The 17,942-nt window shown below is 75.0% G+C and carries 14 protein-coding genes; 8 read left to right on the top strand and 6 right to left on the bottom strand.

What is annotated here, in order from left to right; all coding sequences use genetic code 11:
* Positions 1-5: 5 nt before the first annotated feature.
* Positions 6-1,502, bottom strand: coding sequence for a N,N-dimethylformamidase beta subunit family domain-containing protein (locus tag ACI79C_RS12390; RefSeq protein WP_456945955.1), 1,497 nt, complete (start codon positions 1,500-1,502; stop codon positions 6-8).
* Between the two features lie 756 nt (positions 1,503-2,258).
* On the opposite strand from ACI79C_RS12390, the gene ACI79C_RS12395 reads away from it, so the two are divergent.
* Both ACI79C_RS12395 and ACI79C_RS12400 read left to right on the top strand, forming a co-directional pair.
* The gene (locus ACI79C_RS12395; RefSeq protein WP_456945956.1) at positions 2,259-2,963 is read left to right on the top strand and encodes a L,D-transpeptidase family protein; all 705 of its coding nucleotides are present in this window, start codon (positions 2,259-2,261) and stop codon (positions 2,961-2,963) included.
* A gap of 101 nt (positions 2,964-3,064) precedes the next feature.
* Entirely contained in the window at positions 3,065-3,784 is a 720-nt protein-coding gene (locus ACI79C_RS12400) for a DUF4333 domain-containing protein (RefSeq protein WP_456945957.1), read from the top strand.
* A 59-nt stretch (positions 3,785-3,843) separates the two neighbouring features.
* Here ACI79C_RS12400 and ACI79C_RS12405 read toward each other — a convergent pair whose 3' ends face one another.
* Positions 3,844-4,572, bottom strand: a complete 729-nt coding sequence (locus ACI79C_RS12405; protein WP_456946039.1) for a peptide ligase PGM1-related protein — start codon at positions 4,570-4,572, stop codon at positions 3,844-3,846.
* A gap of 134 nt (positions 4,573-4,706) precedes the next feature.
* On the opposite strand from ACI79C_RS12405, the gene ACI79C_RS12410 reads away from it, so the two are divergent.
* A complete protein-coding gene (locus ACI79C_RS12410; protein ID WP_456945958.1) occupies positions 4,707-5,210 on the top strand; it encodes a hypothetical protein in 504 nt (167 codons plus the stop codon).
* Between the two features lie 191 nt (positions 5,211-5,401).
* Here ACI79C_RS12410 and ACI79C_RS12415 read toward each other — a convergent pair whose 3' ends face one another.
* Both ACI79C_RS12415 and ACI79C_RS12420 read right to left on the bottom strand, forming a co-directional pair.
* Positions 5,402-6,448, bottom strand: a complete 1,047-nt coding sequence (locus ACI79C_RS12415) for an LLM class flavin-dependent oxidoreductase (RefSeq protein WP_456945959.1) — start codon at positions 6,446-6,448, stop codon at positions 5,402-5,404.
* 53 nt (positions 6,449-6,501) lie between these two features.
* The gene (locus ACI79C_RS12420) at positions 6,502-8,847 is read right to left on the bottom strand and encodes a S8 family serine peptidase (RefSeq protein WP_456945960.1); all 2,346 of its coding nucleotides are present in this window, start codon (positions 8,845-8,847) and stop codon (positions 6,502-6,504) included.
* 234 nt (positions 8,848-9,081) lie between these two features.
* Between ACI79C_RS12420 and ACI79C_RS12425 the strand changes: the two genes are divergently transcribed.
* Positions 9,082-11,016, top strand: a complete 1,935-nt coding sequence (locus ACI79C_RS12425; protein ID WP_456945961.1) for a putative bifunctional diguanylate cyclase/phosphodiesterase — start codon at positions 9,082-9,084, stop codon at positions 11,014-11,016.
* Positions 11,017-11,027: 11 nt separating this feature from the next.
* Here the strand turns inward: ACI79C_RS12425 and ACI79C_RS12430 are convergent, their stop codons facing one another.
* A complete protein-coding gene (locus tag ACI79C_RS12430) occupies positions 11,028-11,822 on the bottom strand; it encodes an SGNH/GDSL hydrolase family protein (RefSeq protein WP_456945962.1) in 795 nt (264 codons plus the stop codon).
* Between the two features lie 97 nt (positions 11,823-11,919).
* Between ACI79C_RS12430 and ACI79C_RS12435 the strand changes: the two genes are divergently transcribed.
* Both ACI79C_RS12435 and ACI79C_RS12440 read left to right on the top strand, forming a co-directional pair.
* Positions 11,920-12,705: a transglutaminase-like domain-containing protein gene (locus tag ACI79C_RS12435; protein ID WP_456945963.1), complete on the top strand. Its 786-nt coding sequence runs from the start codon at positions 11,920-11,922 to the stop codon at positions 12,703-12,705.
* A gap of 26 nt (positions 12,706-12,731) precedes the next feature.
* Positions 12,732-13,271, top strand: a complete 540-nt coding sequence (locus tag ACI79C_RS12440) for an NUDIX domain-containing protein (protein ID WP_456945964.1) — start codon at positions 12,732-12,734, stop codon at positions 13,269-13,271.
* On the opposite strand, the gene ACI79C_RS12445 is transcribed toward ACI79C_RS12440, so the two are convergent.
* Positions 13,229-14,680: a dihydrolipoyl dehydrogenase family protein gene (locus ACI79C_RS12445; RefSeq protein ID WP_456945965.1), complete on the bottom strand. Its 1,452-nt coding sequence runs from the start codon at positions 14,678-14,680 to the stop codon at positions 13,229-13,231. The two genes, ACI79C_RS12440 and ACI79C_RS12445, sit on opposite strands and share 43 nt — an antisense overlap.
* Positions 14,681-14,715: 35 nt before the next feature.
* Here ACI79C_RS12445 and ACI79C_RS12450 point away from each other — a divergent pair, with 35 nt between their 5' ends.
* On the top strand, positions 14,716-15,228 hold the full coding sequence (locus tag ACI79C_RS12450; protein WP_456945966.1) for a flavin reductase family protein: 513 nt from the start codon (positions 14,716-14,718) through the stop codon (positions 15,226-15,228).
* A gap of 46 nt (positions 15,229-15,274) precedes the next feature.
* On the top strand, positions 15,275-17,878 hold the full coding sequence (locus ACI79C_RS12455) for a bifunctional FO biosynthesis protein CofGH (protein ID WP_456945967.1): 2,604 nt from the start codon (positions 15,275-15,277) through the stop codon (positions 17,876-17,878).
* The last annotated feature ends 64 nt before the right edge of the window (positions 17,879-17,942 follow it).

Genomic DNA, 17,942 nt, shown 5'->3' on the forward strand with positions numbered 1-17,942 from the left:
CGAGGTCAGGCGCCCGCCGTCATCCGGTTGAGGACGTTGGCGGTCATCCGCTGGATGCGCGGATCTGCATAGTTGAGACCATCGCCGTTGAACAGGCCCCAGGACCACTGGATGGTGCCGGCGTTGAACACCCACGCTCCGCTGGGCGCCTGGTACACGGACGACTGTTGGTGGGCCTGCAGGTGGTCGCTGTCGATGTACGGCGAGTGGGAGAGTCTGGTGTAGGTGCCGGCCCTCGCCGTAGGCGGCGGATAGCCGCTGTCGTAGCCGTCGGTCTCGTAGCCGACGATGGCGGCGACCGGCTCGTTCTCGCTCAGGCCCGTGCCGGCGTAGACCCAGTTCCAGGTGTTGGTGGCGATGAACATCGCCGGTGATCCGGTGTCCAGCTGCATGCCGGACGTCATCGTGCCGAGCAGTTGCTGTTCCGGGCGGTTCAGCGGTGGGTCGCGCCAGAGCACCGTCTCCGTCGAGTCCTCGACCGGATCGAGGCCGGCGTCCTTGTAGCACACCTGCACCCGATGCGGTCTGCCGTTGGCCGACGGCTCGAAGCGGATCTGCCACACGACGGAGTTGGCGCCGAAGAACCCCAGACCCACGCCCTGATCGCGGGCATCCTCGGCCGCGTCGTACATCCGGGCCGACCAGTACTCGTCATGGCCCACCGACAGGAAACCGCGATGCTTCAAGAGTCGGCCGCCGTCACGGTCGACGTCCACGTTCGTCGTGTAGGTGACGTCGAAGCCGCGCTGCTCGAGCCAGCGCACGTAGTAGCTCTCCCACTGCGTGAACTGCCCTGACCCGTCACGCCGTCCGACGGCGGCGGAGTACGGCCGGTCGTAGGAGACCTTCACCGCCCTCTGCGTACCCAGCCCGGTCCGCATCGTGGAACTGTTGAAGTCGTACAGGCTCTTGCCGGTGGCGGGGAGGGAGGCCCCCGGCGGGGCGTCGTACGGGTAGTTGTTGTACGCCTGATAGGTCGTCACGCTCTGCTGGTACAGCAGTGCGGAGCGGCGGTCGTCGTCGCGTACGACGAAGGTGATGTAGTTCTCGAAGCCCTCCGCGTTCGTCAGCTTGGCCAGATAGACGCCGCTGGTCCACGTGGTCGGGACGTCGAGGGTGTAGTTCGGGGACCAGTCGCAGGAGACCATCCCGGTCGTCGGGTCGACGGGGCAGCTCGGCTGGGTCACTCCGGTGCCCGCGTCGACGTGCTGCATCAGGCGGCCGCCAAGACCTTGGTAGTAGCCGAACCGGTACACGTCGATCGAGTACCCCTGCACCGGGTTCACCGTCACGAAGAACGTGATCGACTCGCCCAGGTCGACGCTGACGGCGGACGCGTAACCCTTCACCTGCTGGTGGACGTCGTCACTGCGCCGGGTGATCTGCCACGACTCAGTCCCGGGATGCTGGTTCTCCACCACGACCGGATTCGGGCGGGCAACGGAGGTCGAGCACGCGCCCCAGGTCAGGGGGGCCACCACGGCCAGGAGCAGCGCGAGCACGAGGCGGCCGACCCTCGTCGGGCGCGCAGACGTTGCCATGTGCGTCCCCCGCCCACCGGAGCGCTTCCAGGGTTGGCAAGGTAAGGCGTCCGCCGCACCGATGTCTGCACCTCGGGTCGGGAGCGCGGAAGCCGTCAGCGCCGTGGTGCCGGGGGATCATCCGGCACCACGTTCTGCTCCACGGTCCCGACGTACGTGGTCCGGACGTCGCCGTCCACCAGGACGTCGGGCATCTCGACGAGCCCTCGGGCGCCCTGGAAGCCGTCCCTCCAGCGTGGTCGGGTGGACGTAGCCGCCTCTTGACCAGGCCTCCCGTGGATGGGACGAACGTCGCCCACTGGACGTAGTCGCACCGCAGTTTCCCGGACGGCTCGTGAGCCTCACAGCTCCTGTCGAGGTCCGCGTCGACGTAGGGCGGTTGTCTGCAGGGCAGCGTTCATCAATCTGCCCCTGGACGACGGAGCACCGTTCTCGACGAGGCCGTCGACATGGAGCGGACAGTCGCCGGGACGGCGCCAGGGGGAGACCGCGGATCGACCGCATGCCGGTCGAGCTGCACAGGACCCAGCGGGTCACACCGGTACGCAGGAGGCGCCTGACCCGAGGTCACGCCGATCGACTCCCACGTCCCGTGCACCCCTCGCAGATCACCTGCCTCCGGAGCCCCGGGCCGCGCTTCCGGAACCGCTACGTTGCGCTCGATCCGGATGGGCACGCGACGCCGCGCCTCCCATCGACCCACCGGTGGAGGCAGCAGTGAGACAGCGCGCAGTCGTCCTCGGGCTGACCGCGGCCCTGTTCCTGGCCGGGCTCGTCGGCGCCGCGCCCACCCCGGCCGCGGCCGCCACGGCGTCCGGCCAGGTGGTGACCGTCTCCGCGGCGTCCCCGACGAGCACCTACGCGACGGTCGAGGCGTGGTCCCGCCAGCCCGACGGCCGGTACAAGCGGGCGGCCCGGTTCCCGAACGCCCGGATCGGCTCGGCGGGCATGGGGACGGCCAGCGAGAGCGTGGCGCGGACGCCGGTCGGCCACTTCCGGCTCAGCCAGCCCTTCGGGATCAAGCCGAACCCCGGCGTCGGGTCCTGGTTCCAGGTCGACCGCAACGACGTGTGGACCGGGTCCACGGGCTCGGTGGTCAACCAGCACCGTCGCTGCGCACCGGGCACGTGCCCGGCCAGTCACGGCTCGATCGAGCGGCTGAGCAACTACCCGGGCGCCTACGACTACGCGGTCTTCATCGGCTACAACGCGCCGGCCCCGTACGGCACCGGCGCCGTCCGCGGCAAGGGCTCGGCGTTCTTCCTGCACGTGAAGAACTCGAAGGCCACGGCCGGGTGCGTGGGGGTGTCGGCGAGCGAGATGCTGTGGCTCCTGCGCTGGTTCCGCGGCACGCAGAACCCGACCATCTCGATCGGTGTCGGCACGCGGGCGTACGCACCCATCCCGCACCGCTACGTCTGAGCCCGGTCCTGGCCGGTCTCCAAGTCGGGCACCAGACAGCGCCAAGTACCGCGAAAGGCCTCCCCAGCAGGCTCCTCGGCGAGCCCCATGGAGGAGGAACCATGACCCAGCAGGTCCACGACCCCCGCTCCGGCGCCGCGCAGCCGTTCCCGCCCGGCCCGCCGTACGCGCCGCACGCCCAGCCGCCACACGCCCCGCCGCCGTACGGCCCACCATCCGCCCAGCCGGTGCACGCCCCGTCGCCGTACGGCCCGCCGGCCGGCTCCGGCGCCCCTCAGCCGCCGGCGCCCCGCAGGCGGACCGGCGCGGTCATCGGCAGCATCGCCGGCGTGCTGGTGGTCGCCGGACTGGTCGTCGGCGGGCTCCTCCTCTTCGGTCCGAGGACGCTGGACACCGCCGAGGTCGAGCGGCAGATCGCGGCGCTGACCGAGGAGCAGGTGGGCGTGGCGGCGGCCGACGTCTCGTGCCCAGAGGACGTCGACGCCGAGGCCGGCGGCACGTTCTCCTGCACCGGCACGCTCGACGGTCAGGAGGTCTCCTTCACCGTCGAGCAGATCGACGACGAGGGCAACGTCCAGATCTCCGGGGACGACACCCTCGTCGTGGTCGCCGCCGTCGAGGAGTCGGTGGCCCAGCAGGTGGGCGCCGAGGCCGGGGTCGACGCGGTCGCCACCTGCGACGCCGGCGGCCGCAGCGTGCTGGTCGACCCCGCCGGGACGCCGATCCCCTGCACGGTGACCAACGCGACGGACAGCACCGACAGCGCCGACGTCCTCGCCACGGTCGACGAGGCCGGCGCCGTCAGCTACGAGTTCGTCTGACCCCCACGACGGCGGAGGCGGTGGCACCCGGGACGCCCGGCGCCACCGCCTCCGACGCGTCAGGGCACGCCCACCGCCAGCGCGGCGACCGGGGTGCCGACCACCTGGTCCACGCACTGCCGCGTCCGGTCGAGGAGGTCGGCGGCGTCGGCGGCCGACGACGCGATGGCGGTCAGCCCGAACCGCCCGTCGATCGCCAGGCCGGACAGCATGTGCAGCACGACACCGCGACGGGTCCGCCGGTCGAAGCGCGGACCGGCCGCGGTGACGGCGTCGACGACCCGCTGTGGCGGCAGGTCGGTCCACGCAGGACCGACGAGGTTGTCGGTCGCGGCGTAGCAGGCCGGGGAGCCGTCGGCACCCACCCACCGGCCGAGGTCCGGGTCGTACGTGCCCGGCACCAGGTTGCGGAGGACCGCGTACGGATGGGTCGTGCCGCCCTTCCGGAGGTTGATCTCCAGGGCCTGGACGTCCCGACGACCGCACCGGTACCGGGCGACGAAGTCCACACTGAACCGCCCTCGTGCCCCGCGCCGCGCCAGAGCCTCCCCCGCTGCGCGCCCGTAGCGCCCCAGCTCGGCGCTGTACGCCGCATCGGCGGGGAAGGTGCAGCCCAGGTACACCTGGCCGTCCGTCCCACCGAGCACCTGCTCGTGCGTGGCCAGCACCGTGACGCCGCCGTCGGGCGAGATGTCGGCCTGGACGCTGGGGCTGGACACCCGGTCCCCGGTGAGGAACTCCTCGACCACGCCGCCCGACCGCAGGGCCGCGGCGAACCAGTCGGGCAGGCTCGGACGGCGTCGCGCAGGCCGGCGCGCGGATCGGCGGCATCCCCGCGGCGGAGCACCACGTTGCCGTCACCGGCGCCGCTGTCGTCCAGCTTGACCACCACCCCGGCTGCGTCCGGCCGGAGGGCGAGCACGTGGCCGATCGCGTCGTCGACGTCCTCGAGCGTGCGGACGTCCTCCCGGCCCACCGGCACCGGCACACCGCTGGCGGCCAGCAGTCGCCGGCCCGCGCTCTTGAAGCCGAGTGGCCACAGCTCCGGCGCGGTCCCGTTGATCGGCACGTCGAGCCGCCGGGCGACCTCCACCTCGGCGGCCGTGACGTTCCACGGCTCGATGAAGGCCGGCCGCCCACCGATCCAGTCGCGGAGGGAGTCGAGCAGGTCGGGGCGGTCCAGCAGCTTGGCCGCGATCGACCGGCCCGAGCGATCGGGCACGACGATGACCCGCAGCCGACGCCGCACGTCCGCCCGGGCTCCCTCCGGCACCAGCGACAGGTAGTGGTCCACCGCGGCCGGGTCCGGTTCGCACGACCCGATGAAGACCAGCCGGCAACCCGGGACGCGGTGCAGGACCAGGACGGCGACCAGGTACCGGTGCTCCAGCGCCGGGATGCGGTCGACGTAGTGCGACAGCAGTGACTCACCCAGGCTGAACGACGGCAGGAGCACCACCACGTGCGGCACCGTCGACCCAGGCTGGTTCACGCGGCACGCGACGCCCAGGCCCCGCTGCAGGTCGGCGAAGTCCCTCATGCGCCCACGTCCGAGAGTCCGGCCCCCGCGCGCTCCGCATCATCCCGGACCGGCACGGGCCCGGACCAGCCCTCCGGTCAGCGGCCCCGCTCGGCCGGCGGCACCCAGCCGATCGCCGGGGCCACGTGGCGCACGATCGTCTCCAGCAGCCGGGCGTTGTAGTCGACGCCCAGCATGTTCGGCACCGTGAGCAGCAGCGTGTCGGCCTCCCGGACGGCGGCGTCCTTGGCCAGCTCCTCGGCCAGCTGGTCGGGCTCGCCGACGTAGCTCTTGCCGAACCGGGCGCGCACCCCCTCGAGCAGGCCCACCTGGTCCTCGCCGGAACGCTCGCCGAAGTACTGCCGGTCGAGGTCGGTGACGACCGGCATCACGCTGCGGCTGACCGACACCCGCGGGGTCCGCTGCCAGCCGGCCTCGGCCCAGGCCGCCCGGTAGCGGGCGATCTGGTCGGCCTGCAGCTCGTCGAAGGGCACCCCGGTGTCCTCGCTGAGCAGGGTGGAGCTCATCAGGTTCAGCCCCTGCCGCGCGGTCCACTCGGCCGTCCCGCGGGTACCGGACCCCCACCAGATCCGCTCGGCCAGCCCCGGCGCCTGCGGCTGGACCGCGAGCCGGCCGGTCACACCACCGGTCATCCGCGGGTCGGCGTCCACGACCGGCTCACCGGCGACCGCGGCCAGGAACAGCGCGGTCTTCTGCCGGGCCAGGTCGGCGTCGGAGGAACCCCCCGGCGGGACGTAGCCGAACGCCTCCGAGCCGCGCAGCGCCGTCTCGGGTGACCCGCGGCTGACGCCGAGCTGGAGCCGGCCGTCGCTGAGCAGGTCGGTGGCCGCCGCCTCCTCGGCCATGTACAGCGGGTTCTCGTAGCGCATGTCGATCACGCCGGTGCCGAGCTCGATCCGGCTGGTCCGGGCGGCCATGGCGGCCAACAGCGGGAAGGGCGAGGCCAGCTGCCGGGCGAAGTGGTGCACGCGGACGAAGGCGCCGTCCACTCCGAGCTCCTCGGCGGCCACGGCCAGCTCCACGCTCTGCACCAGCGCGTCCCGGCCGGTCCGCACCTGCGACCCGGGCACCGGCTGCCAGTGCCCGAAGGACAGGAACCCGATCCGCTTCTCCACTGCGTCCACGTCCCTCCGAGCGCCGGCGACCGCCGGTGTGTTCCCGCAGGAGCGTGCCCTGCTCAGCGGGGGACGACCGCGGCGCTGCGTGCCGACGCCGGTCCGGTGCCGGCGGCGTTGGAGGCGGTGACCGTGAACGTGTGCTGGACGCGCGCGGCCAGTCCGGTCACGGTCACGCTCGTCGCGCTGCCCCTCACGACGACGGTCCTCACCAGCGTCGAGCCGCGGTAGGCGCGCACCGTGTAGCCGCTCACCGCCGCTCCCCCGTTGCTGACCGGCGCCGCCCAGCGGACGACCGCGGCGGCGTAGCCGGCGCTGGGCGTCCCGATCCGCGGCGCGCCGGGCGTGGTCCGGGGGACGACCGCGACGCTGCGGGCCGACGCGGCACCCTCACCGGCGGCGTTGGTCGCGGTCACCGTGAAGGTGTACGACCGGCCGTTGACCAGACCGCCCACCACCGCGCTGGTCGCCGCGGCGCCGGCCCGGACCGTCGTCACCCACGTCGAGCCCCGGTAGGCGCGCACGGTGTAGCCGGTCACCGCCGCTCCCCCGTTGCTGGCCGGTGCCGCCCAGCGCACCACCGCGGCGCCCTTGCCCGCGCTCGGCGTCCCGATCCGCGGCGCGCCGGGCGTGGTCCGGGGGACGACCGCGACGCTGCGGGCCGACGCGGCACCCTCACCGGCGGCGTTGCTCGCGGTCACGGCGAACGTGTACGGCTTGCCGTTGACCAGGCCGGTCACCGTGGCGCTGGTCGCCGTCGCGCCCGCCCGCACCGTCACGGCCGGCGCCGAACCGGAGTAGGCGCGCACGGTGTAGCCGGTCACCGCCGCTCCCCCGTTGCTGGCCGGCGCCGCCCAGCGCACCACGGCGGCGCCCTTGCCCGCGCTCGGCGTCCCGATCCGCGGCGCGCCGGGCGTGGTCGCCGGGGCCCTCGGGGTGACCGGGGTGCTGCGGGCGGACTCCGGCCCGGGACCGACCGCGTTCGTCGCGGCCACCGTGAAGGTGTACGCCCGCCCGTTGGTGAGTCCGCCGACGGTCGCGCTCGTCGCCGATGCGGCCGCCGACACCGTCGTCCCCGGCGTCGACCCGTCGTAGGCGCGCACCGTGTAACCGGTCACCGGCGAGCCACCGTCGCTGGCCGGCGGCGTCCAGCGCACCACGGCCGTGCCGTTCCCGGCGGTCGGCGCCGTCGCGATCGCCGGGGCGGCGGGGACCGTCACCACAGGCGGTGCCGGGGCCTGCCGGCCGGTCAGCAGCTCGTAGGCGTCGATGAGCCCGTAGCCGGTGGCGTCGTCCCGGCCGGGAGCCTCGAGGTCGGTCGCGGTCGCCTGCAGCGCGGCCCGGACCTGCGCCACCGTGGCCGTGGGGTGGGCGGCGAGGTACCGCACGAGCACCCCGGCGACGTTGGGGGCGGCCATCGACGTGCCGCTGGCGTAGGCGTACGCGTCGGTGCCCCAGCTCTGGGTGGAGACGACGCCGACGCCCGGTGCGCTGATGAGGTTGGTGGGGCCGCTGTAGCTGAAGTCGGCAGAGACGCCGCGCTCGTCCGTGGCTGCCACCGCGAAGGCGCCCGGCGAGGCGGCGGGGTAGCCCACGGTGTTGCCCTGCAGCCGGTTGTTCCCGGCCGCCGCGACGACGAGCACGCCGCGGTCGGTGGCGTACCTGACCGCCGGGTCGTAGTGCGAGCCGTACGGGCCGGTCAGGCTCAGGTTGATGACGTCGGCGCCCACGTCGACCGCGTGCTGGATGCCTGCGGCGATCGAGGAGGCCCACCCGCTCCCGGTCGCGTCGAGGACCCGGACGGGGATGATCTCCGCGTTGCTCACGCCGGCGATGCCCAGGCCGTTGTCGGGGACCGCCGCGATCTGCCCGGCCACGTGGGTGCCGTGGCCGTCCGGGTCGGCGCACCCGTTCCCCGCCGGGTCGTGGACGGCGGCGTCGTCGGTGAAGTCCTCGCCCAGGTCGCAGCGGACCCGGCCGGCGAGGTCCTCGTGCTCGGCCAGCACACCGGTGTCCAGGACCGCGACCTTGAGGCCCGACCCGTCGGCGGTCCCGGGCGGGAGCCGGTCGACGCCCATCGCCGGCAAGGACCACTGCAGGTCGCGGTAGGTGTCCAGGGTCCCGGCCACGGACACGGGGACGTCCACGCCGACGTGGACGACGCCGGGCTCCTCCCGCAGCTCCGCCTTCGCCTCGGGCACGTCGGCCGGCGCGACCTCCTGGGTCACCACGTCCACGCCCTCGTCGGTCACCACGACCGCCGAGACCGGGACGAGGTCGCCGTCCGCGGGGACCGGGTCCTCGGCCCGGGCGGGCGCGGCCACGCCGACGACGGCGAGGGCGACCGCGGCCACGGCGGCGAGGACGAGCGGACGCAGCCGGGGCCGGCGCGGGGGCAGGGGGTGCACGGAGCGCTCCTTGACGTGGGGTCTCCGTCCTCCGTCGGCTCGCGCCCGCCGGCTCCGGAGCGAGATCACCCTCTCGGGTCACCGGTCCGCGGCCGCGGATCCCGGCGTCCGCGTCGTCCCACCCGCCACTCCGACCTCACCGCACACGACTTATCACGGTCTGTGACCGATCGACCACGACTCTCCGTCGACGGGTTCCGTCACTTGACGGCTCCGGTCCCGCACCCTGTCCGGGTGACTCTGAGCGCCCCCGACGTACCGCGGCCCCGGGCGGGGACCCCCGGCCCCGCCGCCGGCTCGAGGCTCCGCGCCATCGACACCCTGCTCGCCGACCGCGGCCAGCTCTTCCGCGCCCTCTTCCTCGAGGCGCCGGTCCCCAAGGCGCTCGTCGACCTCGACGGGCACCTCCTCGTGGTCAACGAGGCGCTCTGCGCGCTCACCGGGCGCACCCCCGAGGACATGGTCGGCCGGCACGTCGACCTGCTCGCCCACCCCGACGAGGCGCCGGTCCCCGACCTCCCGCCGGACGCCGAGGCCGCGCTGGACCCGTGGCTGCGGGTCGACGGGGAGCGGCAGCTGCGCCGGGCCGACGGCGAGGAGCTGTGGGCGCTGCAGTCGCACCAGGTGATCCACACCAGCACCGGCGACCCGCACTTCGTCGTCCTGTCGCTGGTCGACGTCACCGACCGCCGCCGCGCGGAGGAGGACCTGGTCCGGCGGGCGTTCACCGACCCGCTCACCGGCCTGCCCAACCGCCGGGCCCTCGGCGACCGGCTCAACCACGCGCTGGCCCTCTCCCGCCGGCGGGGGCTGCAGGTGGGGCTCGTGCACCTGGACCTCGACCGGTTCCAGGCGGTCAACGACGTCCTCGGGCACGAGGCCGGCGACCAGCTGCTCACCCAGGTCGCCGACCGGCTGCGCTGGAGCACGCGGGTCGAGGACACCGCCGTCCGGCTGGGCGCCGACGAGTTCCTCATCCTCGCCGAGGACGTCGAGGACCTCGACGGGCTGCGGGCGCTCGCCGACCGGCTGCTCTCGGTCCTCGACGACCCGTTCCTCATCGGCGAGCGGGAGATCGTGCTGTCGGCCAGCGTCGGCCTCACCCTCGGCTCGGACGTCGCCCCCGACGACCTGCTGCGGCAGGCGCACAACGCGCTCACCCGCGCCAAGGCCGACGGCAGCCGGGCGCGCATCGAGGTGCACGACGGGGTGCTCAGCGACAGCGAGGTCGACGCGCTCCAGCTCGAGACCGACCTGCGGCACGCCCTGGAGGCCGACGAGCTGCGGCTGTTCTACCAGCCGATCGTGTCGCTGTCGGACGAGACGCTGCTCGGCTACGAGGCGCTGATCCGCTGGCAGCACCCCACCCGGGGGCTGCTGCCGCCCGGGGCCTTCCTCGACGCCGCCGAGAACAACCGGCTGACCTCCAGGCTCGGCGCCTGGGTGCTCCGCCAGGCGTGCCTGGACGCCGCCGGCTGGCCGGCCGGGCTGCGGGTGCACGTCAACGTCTCCGCCCGCCACCTGGCCGAGCCCGGCTTCGCCGACCTGGTCGCCGAGGCACTGGCCGAGTCGGGGCTGCCGCCCGAGCAGCTGGAGCTGGAGATCACCGAGTCGACGGCGCTGTTCGCCGCCGAGGCCACCCTCCAGGCGGTGTCGGAGGTGACCGACGCCGGCGTCACCCTCGCCCTCGACGACTTCGGCACCGGCTACTCCGCGATCACCGCGCTGCACCGGCTGCCCATCCACACCGTGAAGATCGACCGCTCGTTCGTCGCCGACGTGGTCACCGAGCCCTCCACCGCGGCGCTGGTGCAGGGCCTGGTGCAGCTCGGCCTCGGCATGGGCCTGCAGGTCATCGCTGAGGGGATCGAGGACCTCGAGCAGGCGCAGTGGCTCCGCGAGCACGGCTGCGGGATGGCGCAGGGCTACGCGTTCGGCCGTCCGGCGCCGCTGCCCAGCCACGCCGCCGACCCCGAGGACGCCGAGCTGACCGGCACCCTCCCGCCCGGGACGGTGACCGTCGAGGACGTGCTGGCAGCCGAGGAGCCGGCCGCGCCGGAGCAGCCGGCCACCCGGCTGATGAGCGCCGAGGAGCTGACCGCCGAGGGGCTGGCCGCGCACGAGCTCGCCGTCCGGGAGGACGAGGAGGGGCCGACCGACCCCCAGTAGCCGACGCGGGGTCAGGCGCGGGGCAGGGCGAGCGGCACCGGCCGCTTCGCCGCGCGGCCGTCCCCGGACGACCGCCCGCGCAGCCGGCGGCCGACCCACGGGGCGACGAAGCCGCGCACCCACGCGGCCTCCTCGGCCAGGGCCGCCCGGAGAGCGCGCCGGGGCTGCGGCGGCAGCGGGGTGCGCCAGTCCTCACCGACCGGCAGCCCGAGCGCCGTCGCGGCCGCCAGCGCCGTCCGCCGGTGCCCCTCGTCGGTGAGGTGGATGCGGTCGGTGTCCCACATGCGCCAGTCCTGCAGCCAGTCGGCACCCCACTGGTCGAGGACGACGGCCCCGTGCCGGGCCGCGATCGACCACAGGGAGGCGTTGAACACCGCGACCCGCCCCCGGGTGCGGCGGATGATCGGCGTCTGCCGCGGGTCGACGCCGGTCGCCAGCAGCACGTCGGCGCCCACGGCCCGCAACCGCGCCACGGCGTCCTCCAGCGTGGCGGCCAGCCGATCGGGGTCGGCGCCCGGCCGCAGCAGGTCGTTGCCCCCGGCGACCAGGCTCACCAGGTCCGGCCGGGCGGCCAGCGCCACCGGCGCCTGCTCCGCGACGACCTGGTCCAGCAGCCGGCCGCGGACGGCGAGGTTGGCGTACTCCAGGACGCCGTCGGTGGCGGCGGCCAGGTGCTCGGCGAGCCGGTCGGCCCAGCCGCGGTACTCTCCCGGGCGCTGCGGGTCGGGGTCGGCCAGCCCCTCGGTGAAGGAGTCGCCGAGGGCGACGTAGCGGCGCCAGGTGGTCCGGGAGGGCTCGAGCTGCACGGTCCCACTCCAGCACGCCGTCCCCGCGCGGACCCGTCCCCGGCGGAGTGACCGACCCCACACCCGTCCCGACCTGCGCCGACGCCACGATGGAGGCATGCGGACCGACGTCGCGGCGACGATGACCATCTCCTCCCCCGCACCGGCGACGGCGCTGCTGCAGGTGGCCGCCGCGGCCCCCACCGAGGAGCGGCTCACCGTGCTGTGCGACGGCCGGCCCCTGCTGGTGGCGGAGTTCGCCGTCGGGGAGGCCCGGGTGCACCGGGTGGAGCTCGCGGAGGGGACGACGACGGTCGCCTACACCGCGACGGTGGAGGGCGACGGGCCACCCCGGCCGGTCACCCCGGCGGCGTGGGCGGAGGCGCTGCGGCCCAGCCGCTACTGCCCGTCGGACCAGCTGGAGGGGTTCGCGGCCGCGCAGTTCGACCGGACGGCGCCCCGCGGGGAGCTGGTCGAGACCGTCGCGGGCTGGGTGCACGACCGCCTCACCTACACCGCCGGGGCCAGCCGCCCGGTCGACACCGCCGTCGACACCCTGCTGGCCGGGCGGGGCGTGTGCCGGGACTACGCCCACCTGACGGTCACGCTGCTGCGCGCCCTGGAGGTGCCCGCCCGGCTGGCCGCGGTCTACGCGCCGGGGCTGGACCCGATGGACTTCCACGCCGTCGTCGAGGCCGACGTCGACGGCACCTGGCACGTCGTCGACGCGACCCGGCTGGCGCCGCTGCGCTCGCTGGTGCGGATCTGCTCCGGCCGGGACGCCGCCGACACCGCGTTCCTCACGACGCTGGGCGGCGTGGCCCGGTTCGAGTCGATGACGGTCACCGCCACCGTCGAGGGCGAGCTGCCGGTGACCACCCCGGCGCCGCACCCGCTGCCGTGACGCCGGCCTCGCCGCAGGATGGCCGCGTGCGGACGACGAGCAGCAGGGAGGTCTACCGGAACCCGTGGATCCGGGTCCGGGAGGACACCGTCGAGCGCGCCGACGGGTCGGCCGGGGTGTACGGCGTGGTGGAGAAGCCGGACTTCGCGGTCGTCCTGCCGTTCGAGGACGGCGGCTTCTGGCTGGTCGAGCAGTTCCGCCACCCGGTGGGACGGCGGGCCTGGGAGTTCCCGCAGGGCACCTGGTCGCACGGCGCGGACGGCACGCCGGTGGAGCTCGCCCGCGCCGAGCTCGCCGAGGAGACCGGCCTGCGCGCCGGGTCGCTGCGCCACCTCGGCCACCTCGACCTCGCCCCGGGCCTGTCGACCCAGGAGTTCGACGTCTGGCTGGCCACCGACCTCACCCCCGGCCCGACCGCGCGGGAGGCCACCGAGGCCGACATGCGGACGGCGTTCGTGCCCGAGGCCGAGCTGCGCGCGATGGTCCGCGCGGGCCGGTTCAGCGACGGGCCGAGCCTCGCCGCCTACGGCCTGCTGCTGCTCGACCGGGCCGACGCGTCCCGGTAGGCCTCGAGCAGCCGCAGCCAGATCTCGCTCGTCGTCGGGAAGGCCGGCACGGCGTGCCACATCCGGGCGACCGGCACCTCCCCCACCACCGCGATGGTCGCCGCGTGCAGCAGGTCGGCCACACCCGCGCCGACGAAGGTGACCCCGAGCAGCACCTCCCGCTCCGGGTCGACGACCGCCACCGCCGTCCCCTCGTAGCCGTCGGCGGACAGCTGCGCCCCGGAGACGCTGCCGAGGTCGTACTGCACGGCCACGTGCGGCACGCCGGCCTGCTCGGCCTGCGCCCGGGTGAGCCCGACGGTGGCCACCTGCGGATCGGTGAAGACCACCGACGGGGTGGCGACGCGGTCGGCGGTGGCGGCGCACGGCGACCAGTCGGCCAGGGACACCCGTTCCCCGCGGGCGCGGGCGAGGATCGCCGCGCCGGCCTGCCGGGCCTGGTACTTGCCCATGTGCGTGAGCTGCCGGCGGCCGTTGACGTCGCCGACGCCGTAGAGCCAGGGCAGGCCGCGCACCTGCAGCGAGTCGTCGACGTCGAGGTACTCCCCCGGCGAGAGGTCCACCGAGTCCAGCCCGAGGTCCCCGGTGCGAGCGCGCCGGCCGACCGCGACGAGCACCTCGTCGCCGCGCACCTCGCCGTGCGTGCAGCGCAGCACCACCTCGTCGCCGTCCCGGCGCGCGGCGGTGACGTCGGTGCCGAGCCGGATGTCGACGCCCCGTTCCCGCAGCGCGGCGGCGACCGCGTCCCCGGCCTCGGGCTCCATGTCGTCGAGCAGCCGGTCGGCGCGCTGCAGCAGGGTGACCCGCGCGCCCAGCGCCTGCCAGGCCGTGGCCATCTCGCAGCCGACGTACCCGCCGCCCACGACGAGCAGCCGGCCGGGGACCTCCTTGGCGCTGGTCGCCTCCCGCGGGGTCCAGGGCCCGACGGCGGCCAGGCCGTCGACCGGCGGGACGGCGGCCTCCGAGCCGGTGCACACCGCGACGGCGTGCCGGGCGGTCAGCCGGGTCCGGGACCCGTCGGCGCCGCTGACGACGACCGTGCGTGCGCCGTCGAGCCGGCCGGTGCCGCGGACCAGCTCGATGCCCGCGCCCTCGACCCACCGGGCCTGGCCCGAGTCGTCCCAGTGCGCGGCGAACGCGTCCCGGCGGGCGAGGGTCGCGGCGACGTCCTGCTCACCGGTCACCGCCTGCTCCGCGCCGTCCACCGCGCGGGCGGCGGCGAGCGCCTCGGTGCCCCGCAGCAGCGCCTTGCTCGGCATGCACGCCCAGTAGGAGCAGTCGCCACCGACCAGGTCGCTCTCGACGAGGGCCGCGGTCAGGCCGCCCCGGACGACGGTGTCGGCGACGTTCTCCCCGGTCGACCCGCCCCCGAGGACGACGACGTCGTAGGTCTGCTCTGCATCGGCCACCTGGAGGATCCTGGCGGTGTGGTCGACTGGCCGCCATGCCGGTCGACCCCGCCACCTTCACCGAGGCCCTCCGCCAGTACGCCGCCGGGGTGTGCCTGCTGACGGTGCGGGACGACATGGACGACGTCGGGACGACGGTGTCGTCGGTCATGAGCGTGTCGGCCGCTCCGGCGCTGGTCGCGGTGGGGCTGACCGCCGACGGCTACCCGGCCGAGGTGCTCACCGCCGTCGGCCGGTGCGCGCTGACCGTGCTCGCCGCCCCGCAGGCGATCCTCGCCAGCCGCTTCTCGTCGGCCGGGCGGCCCGGTGCGCGGCACCTGCTCGAGTCGGTGCCGTGGAGCCGGGCGGCCGGCAGCGGCGCGATCGTCCTCGACGGGGCCGTGGCGGCGCTGGACTGCCGGCTGCACCGGGTCGTCGAGGCCGGCGACCACGTGGTCGCGCTGCTCGAGGTGGAGGACGTGCCGGTGCTCGACGCGGGCGCGGTCCCCCTGGTGCGGCTGCGGGGCCGGTACGTCGAGGGCACCGGCGGCCCGGCCGGGCGGGCGTGATCCCAGGTCACCCGCACGACATGCGGCGGGGATAGCGTCGGCGGCGATGACCGAGCCGCTGCCGCCCACCGACTCCGGCCTCCGCCGCGCGCTGGCCCGCGCCGACCGCGGCGTGACGCTGGACGCCACCGAGGCCGAGATCCTGCTGTCCGCGCGCGGGCTGGGTCCCGGCGAGCCCCTGGACCGGCTGCTCACCGCGGCCGCCCGGGTCCGCGACGCGGGGCTGGCCTCGGCCGACCGCCCCGGGGTGGTGACCTACAGCCGCAAGGTGTTCATCCCGCTGACCCACCTGTGCCGCGACCGCTGCCACTACTGCACGTTCGTGACCACGCCCGGCGCGCTCCGCCGGGAGGGGAGGGCGCCGTTCCTCTCCCCCGACGAGGTGCTCGACATCGCCCGCGCCGGGGCCGCGCTGGGGTGCAAGGAGGCGCTGTTCACCCTCGGCGACCGCCCGGAGGACCGCTGGCCGGTCGCCGCCGAGTGGCTCGAGGCGCACGGTTTCGACTCGACCCCGGCCTACCTGCGGGCGATGGCGATCCGGGTGTTGGAGGAGACCGGGCTGCTGCCGCACCTCAACCCCGGGGTGCTCAGCTGGGAGGAGATCCAGCGGCTCAAGCCGGTGTCGGCGTCGATGGGCATGATGCTCGAGACCACCGCGACCCGGCTGTGGTCCGAGCCTGGCGGCCCGCACTTCGGCTCCCCGGACAAGGAGCCGCGGGTGCGGCTGCGGGTGCTGGAGGACGCCGGGCGCTCCGCCGTCCCGTTCACCACGGGCGTGCTGCTGGGCATCGGGGAGGACCCCGCCGAGCGGGTGGACGCCGTCCTGCAGATCCGCGCCGCACACTCCCGGCACGGGCACGTGCAGGAGGTCATCGTCCAGAACTTCCGGGCCAAGCCGCGCACGGCGATGGCCGGCGCCGACGACCTGGAGCTGCAGGAGTACGTCGCCGCGGTCGCCGTCACCCGGCTGCTGCTCGGCCCGAAGGTGCGCGTGCAGGCCCCGCCGAACCTGTCCGACTCCACCGAGCTGGGGCTGCTGCTGCGCGCCGGCGTCGACGACTGGGGCGGGGTCTCGCCGCTGACCCCCGACCACGTCAACCCCGAGCGGCCGTGGCCCAACATCGACAAGCTGGCCGCGCTGACCGCCGAGGCCGGGTTCACCCTCCGCGAGCGGCTGGCCGCCCAGCCGCCCTACGTCCGCTCGCCGGAGCCGTGGATCGACCCGCGGGTGCGCCCGCACGTGGCCGCGCTGGCCGGGCCGGACGGGCTCGCCGTGGAGGGCCGGGTCCCCGCGGGGCTGCCCTGGCAGGAGCCGGACGAGGCGTGGACGTCGTCGGGGCGGGTCGACCTGCACGTGGAGGTCGACACCGTCGGGCGCACCGCCGACCGGCGCAGCGACTTCGACGCCGTCTACGGCGACTGGGCCGAGCTGCGCTCACGCACCGAGAGCGCCCGCGACGGGCACTCCACCGCGCTGGCCGCCGGCGACCCCGAGGTGCTCGCGGCACTGCTGCGCGCCGAGGCCGACCCGGCCGGGCTCAGCGACGCCGAGTACCTGACGCTGCTCGGCGCCGACGGCAGCGACCTCGAGCACCTGTGCGCGCTGGCCGACGCCGTCCGCGCCGACGTCAACGGCGACGACGTCACCTACGTCGTGAACCGGAACATCAACTTCACCAACGTCTGCTACACCGGCTGCCGGTTCTGCGCCTTCGCCCAGCGGCGCACCGACGCCGACGCCTACACCCTGTCGATGGCCCAGGTCGGCGACCGGGTCGACGAGGCGTGGCGGGCCGGGGCGACCGAGATCTGCATGCAGGGCGGCATCCACCCCGACCTGCCCGGCACCGCCTACCTCGACCTGGCCCGCGAGGTGAAGCGCCGGCAGCCGGGCATCCACCTGCACGCCTTCTCGCCCATGGAGATCGTCAACGGCGCGGCCCGCACCGGGCTGTCGTTCGAGGAGTTCCTCACCGCGGCCAGGGAGGCCGGGCTCGACAGCATCCCGGGCACCGCGGCGGAGATCCTCGATGACGACGTCCGCTGGGTGCTGACCAAGGGCAAGCTGCCGACCGCGACGTGGATCGAGATCATCACGACCGCGCACCGGGTGGGCATCCCGACGACGTCGACGATGATGTACGGCCACGTCGACACCCCCGCGCACTGGGTGGCGCACCTGCGAACGCTGGCCCGGGTGCAGGACGAGACCGGTGGGTTCACCGAGTTCGTGCTGCTGCCGTTCGTGCACCACAGCTCGCCGATCTACCTGGCCGGCGTGGCGCGTCCCGGGCCGACGGTGCGGGAGAACCGGGCGGTGCACGCCGTCGCCCGGCTGCTGCTGCACGGCCGGATCCCGAACATCCAGACCTCGTGGGTCAAGCTCGGCGAGGCCGGCACGAAGGCGGTGCTGCGGGGCGGCGCCAACGACCTCGGCGGCACGCTGATGGAGGAGACGATCAGCCGCATGGCCGGCAGCGAGAACGGCTCGCTCAAGACCATCGCCGAACTGGAGGCGATGGCCGCCGCGATCGGCCGCCCCGCCCGCCAACGCACCACCGAGTACGGCACGCCGTCGGCCGAGCGCCTGGCCACCGCGCGGTCGGAGGAGGGCCGCCGCGCGCTGACGCTGTCGATCACCCCGCTCTGAGGGAGGCCCCCTGCCCCCACCGCTCGCGAGCTCGCGGCGGGACCCTGCAGGGGGCCGGGACGGG

It is taken from the genome of Geodermatophilus sp. SYSU D00697, from assembly GCF_054050175.1.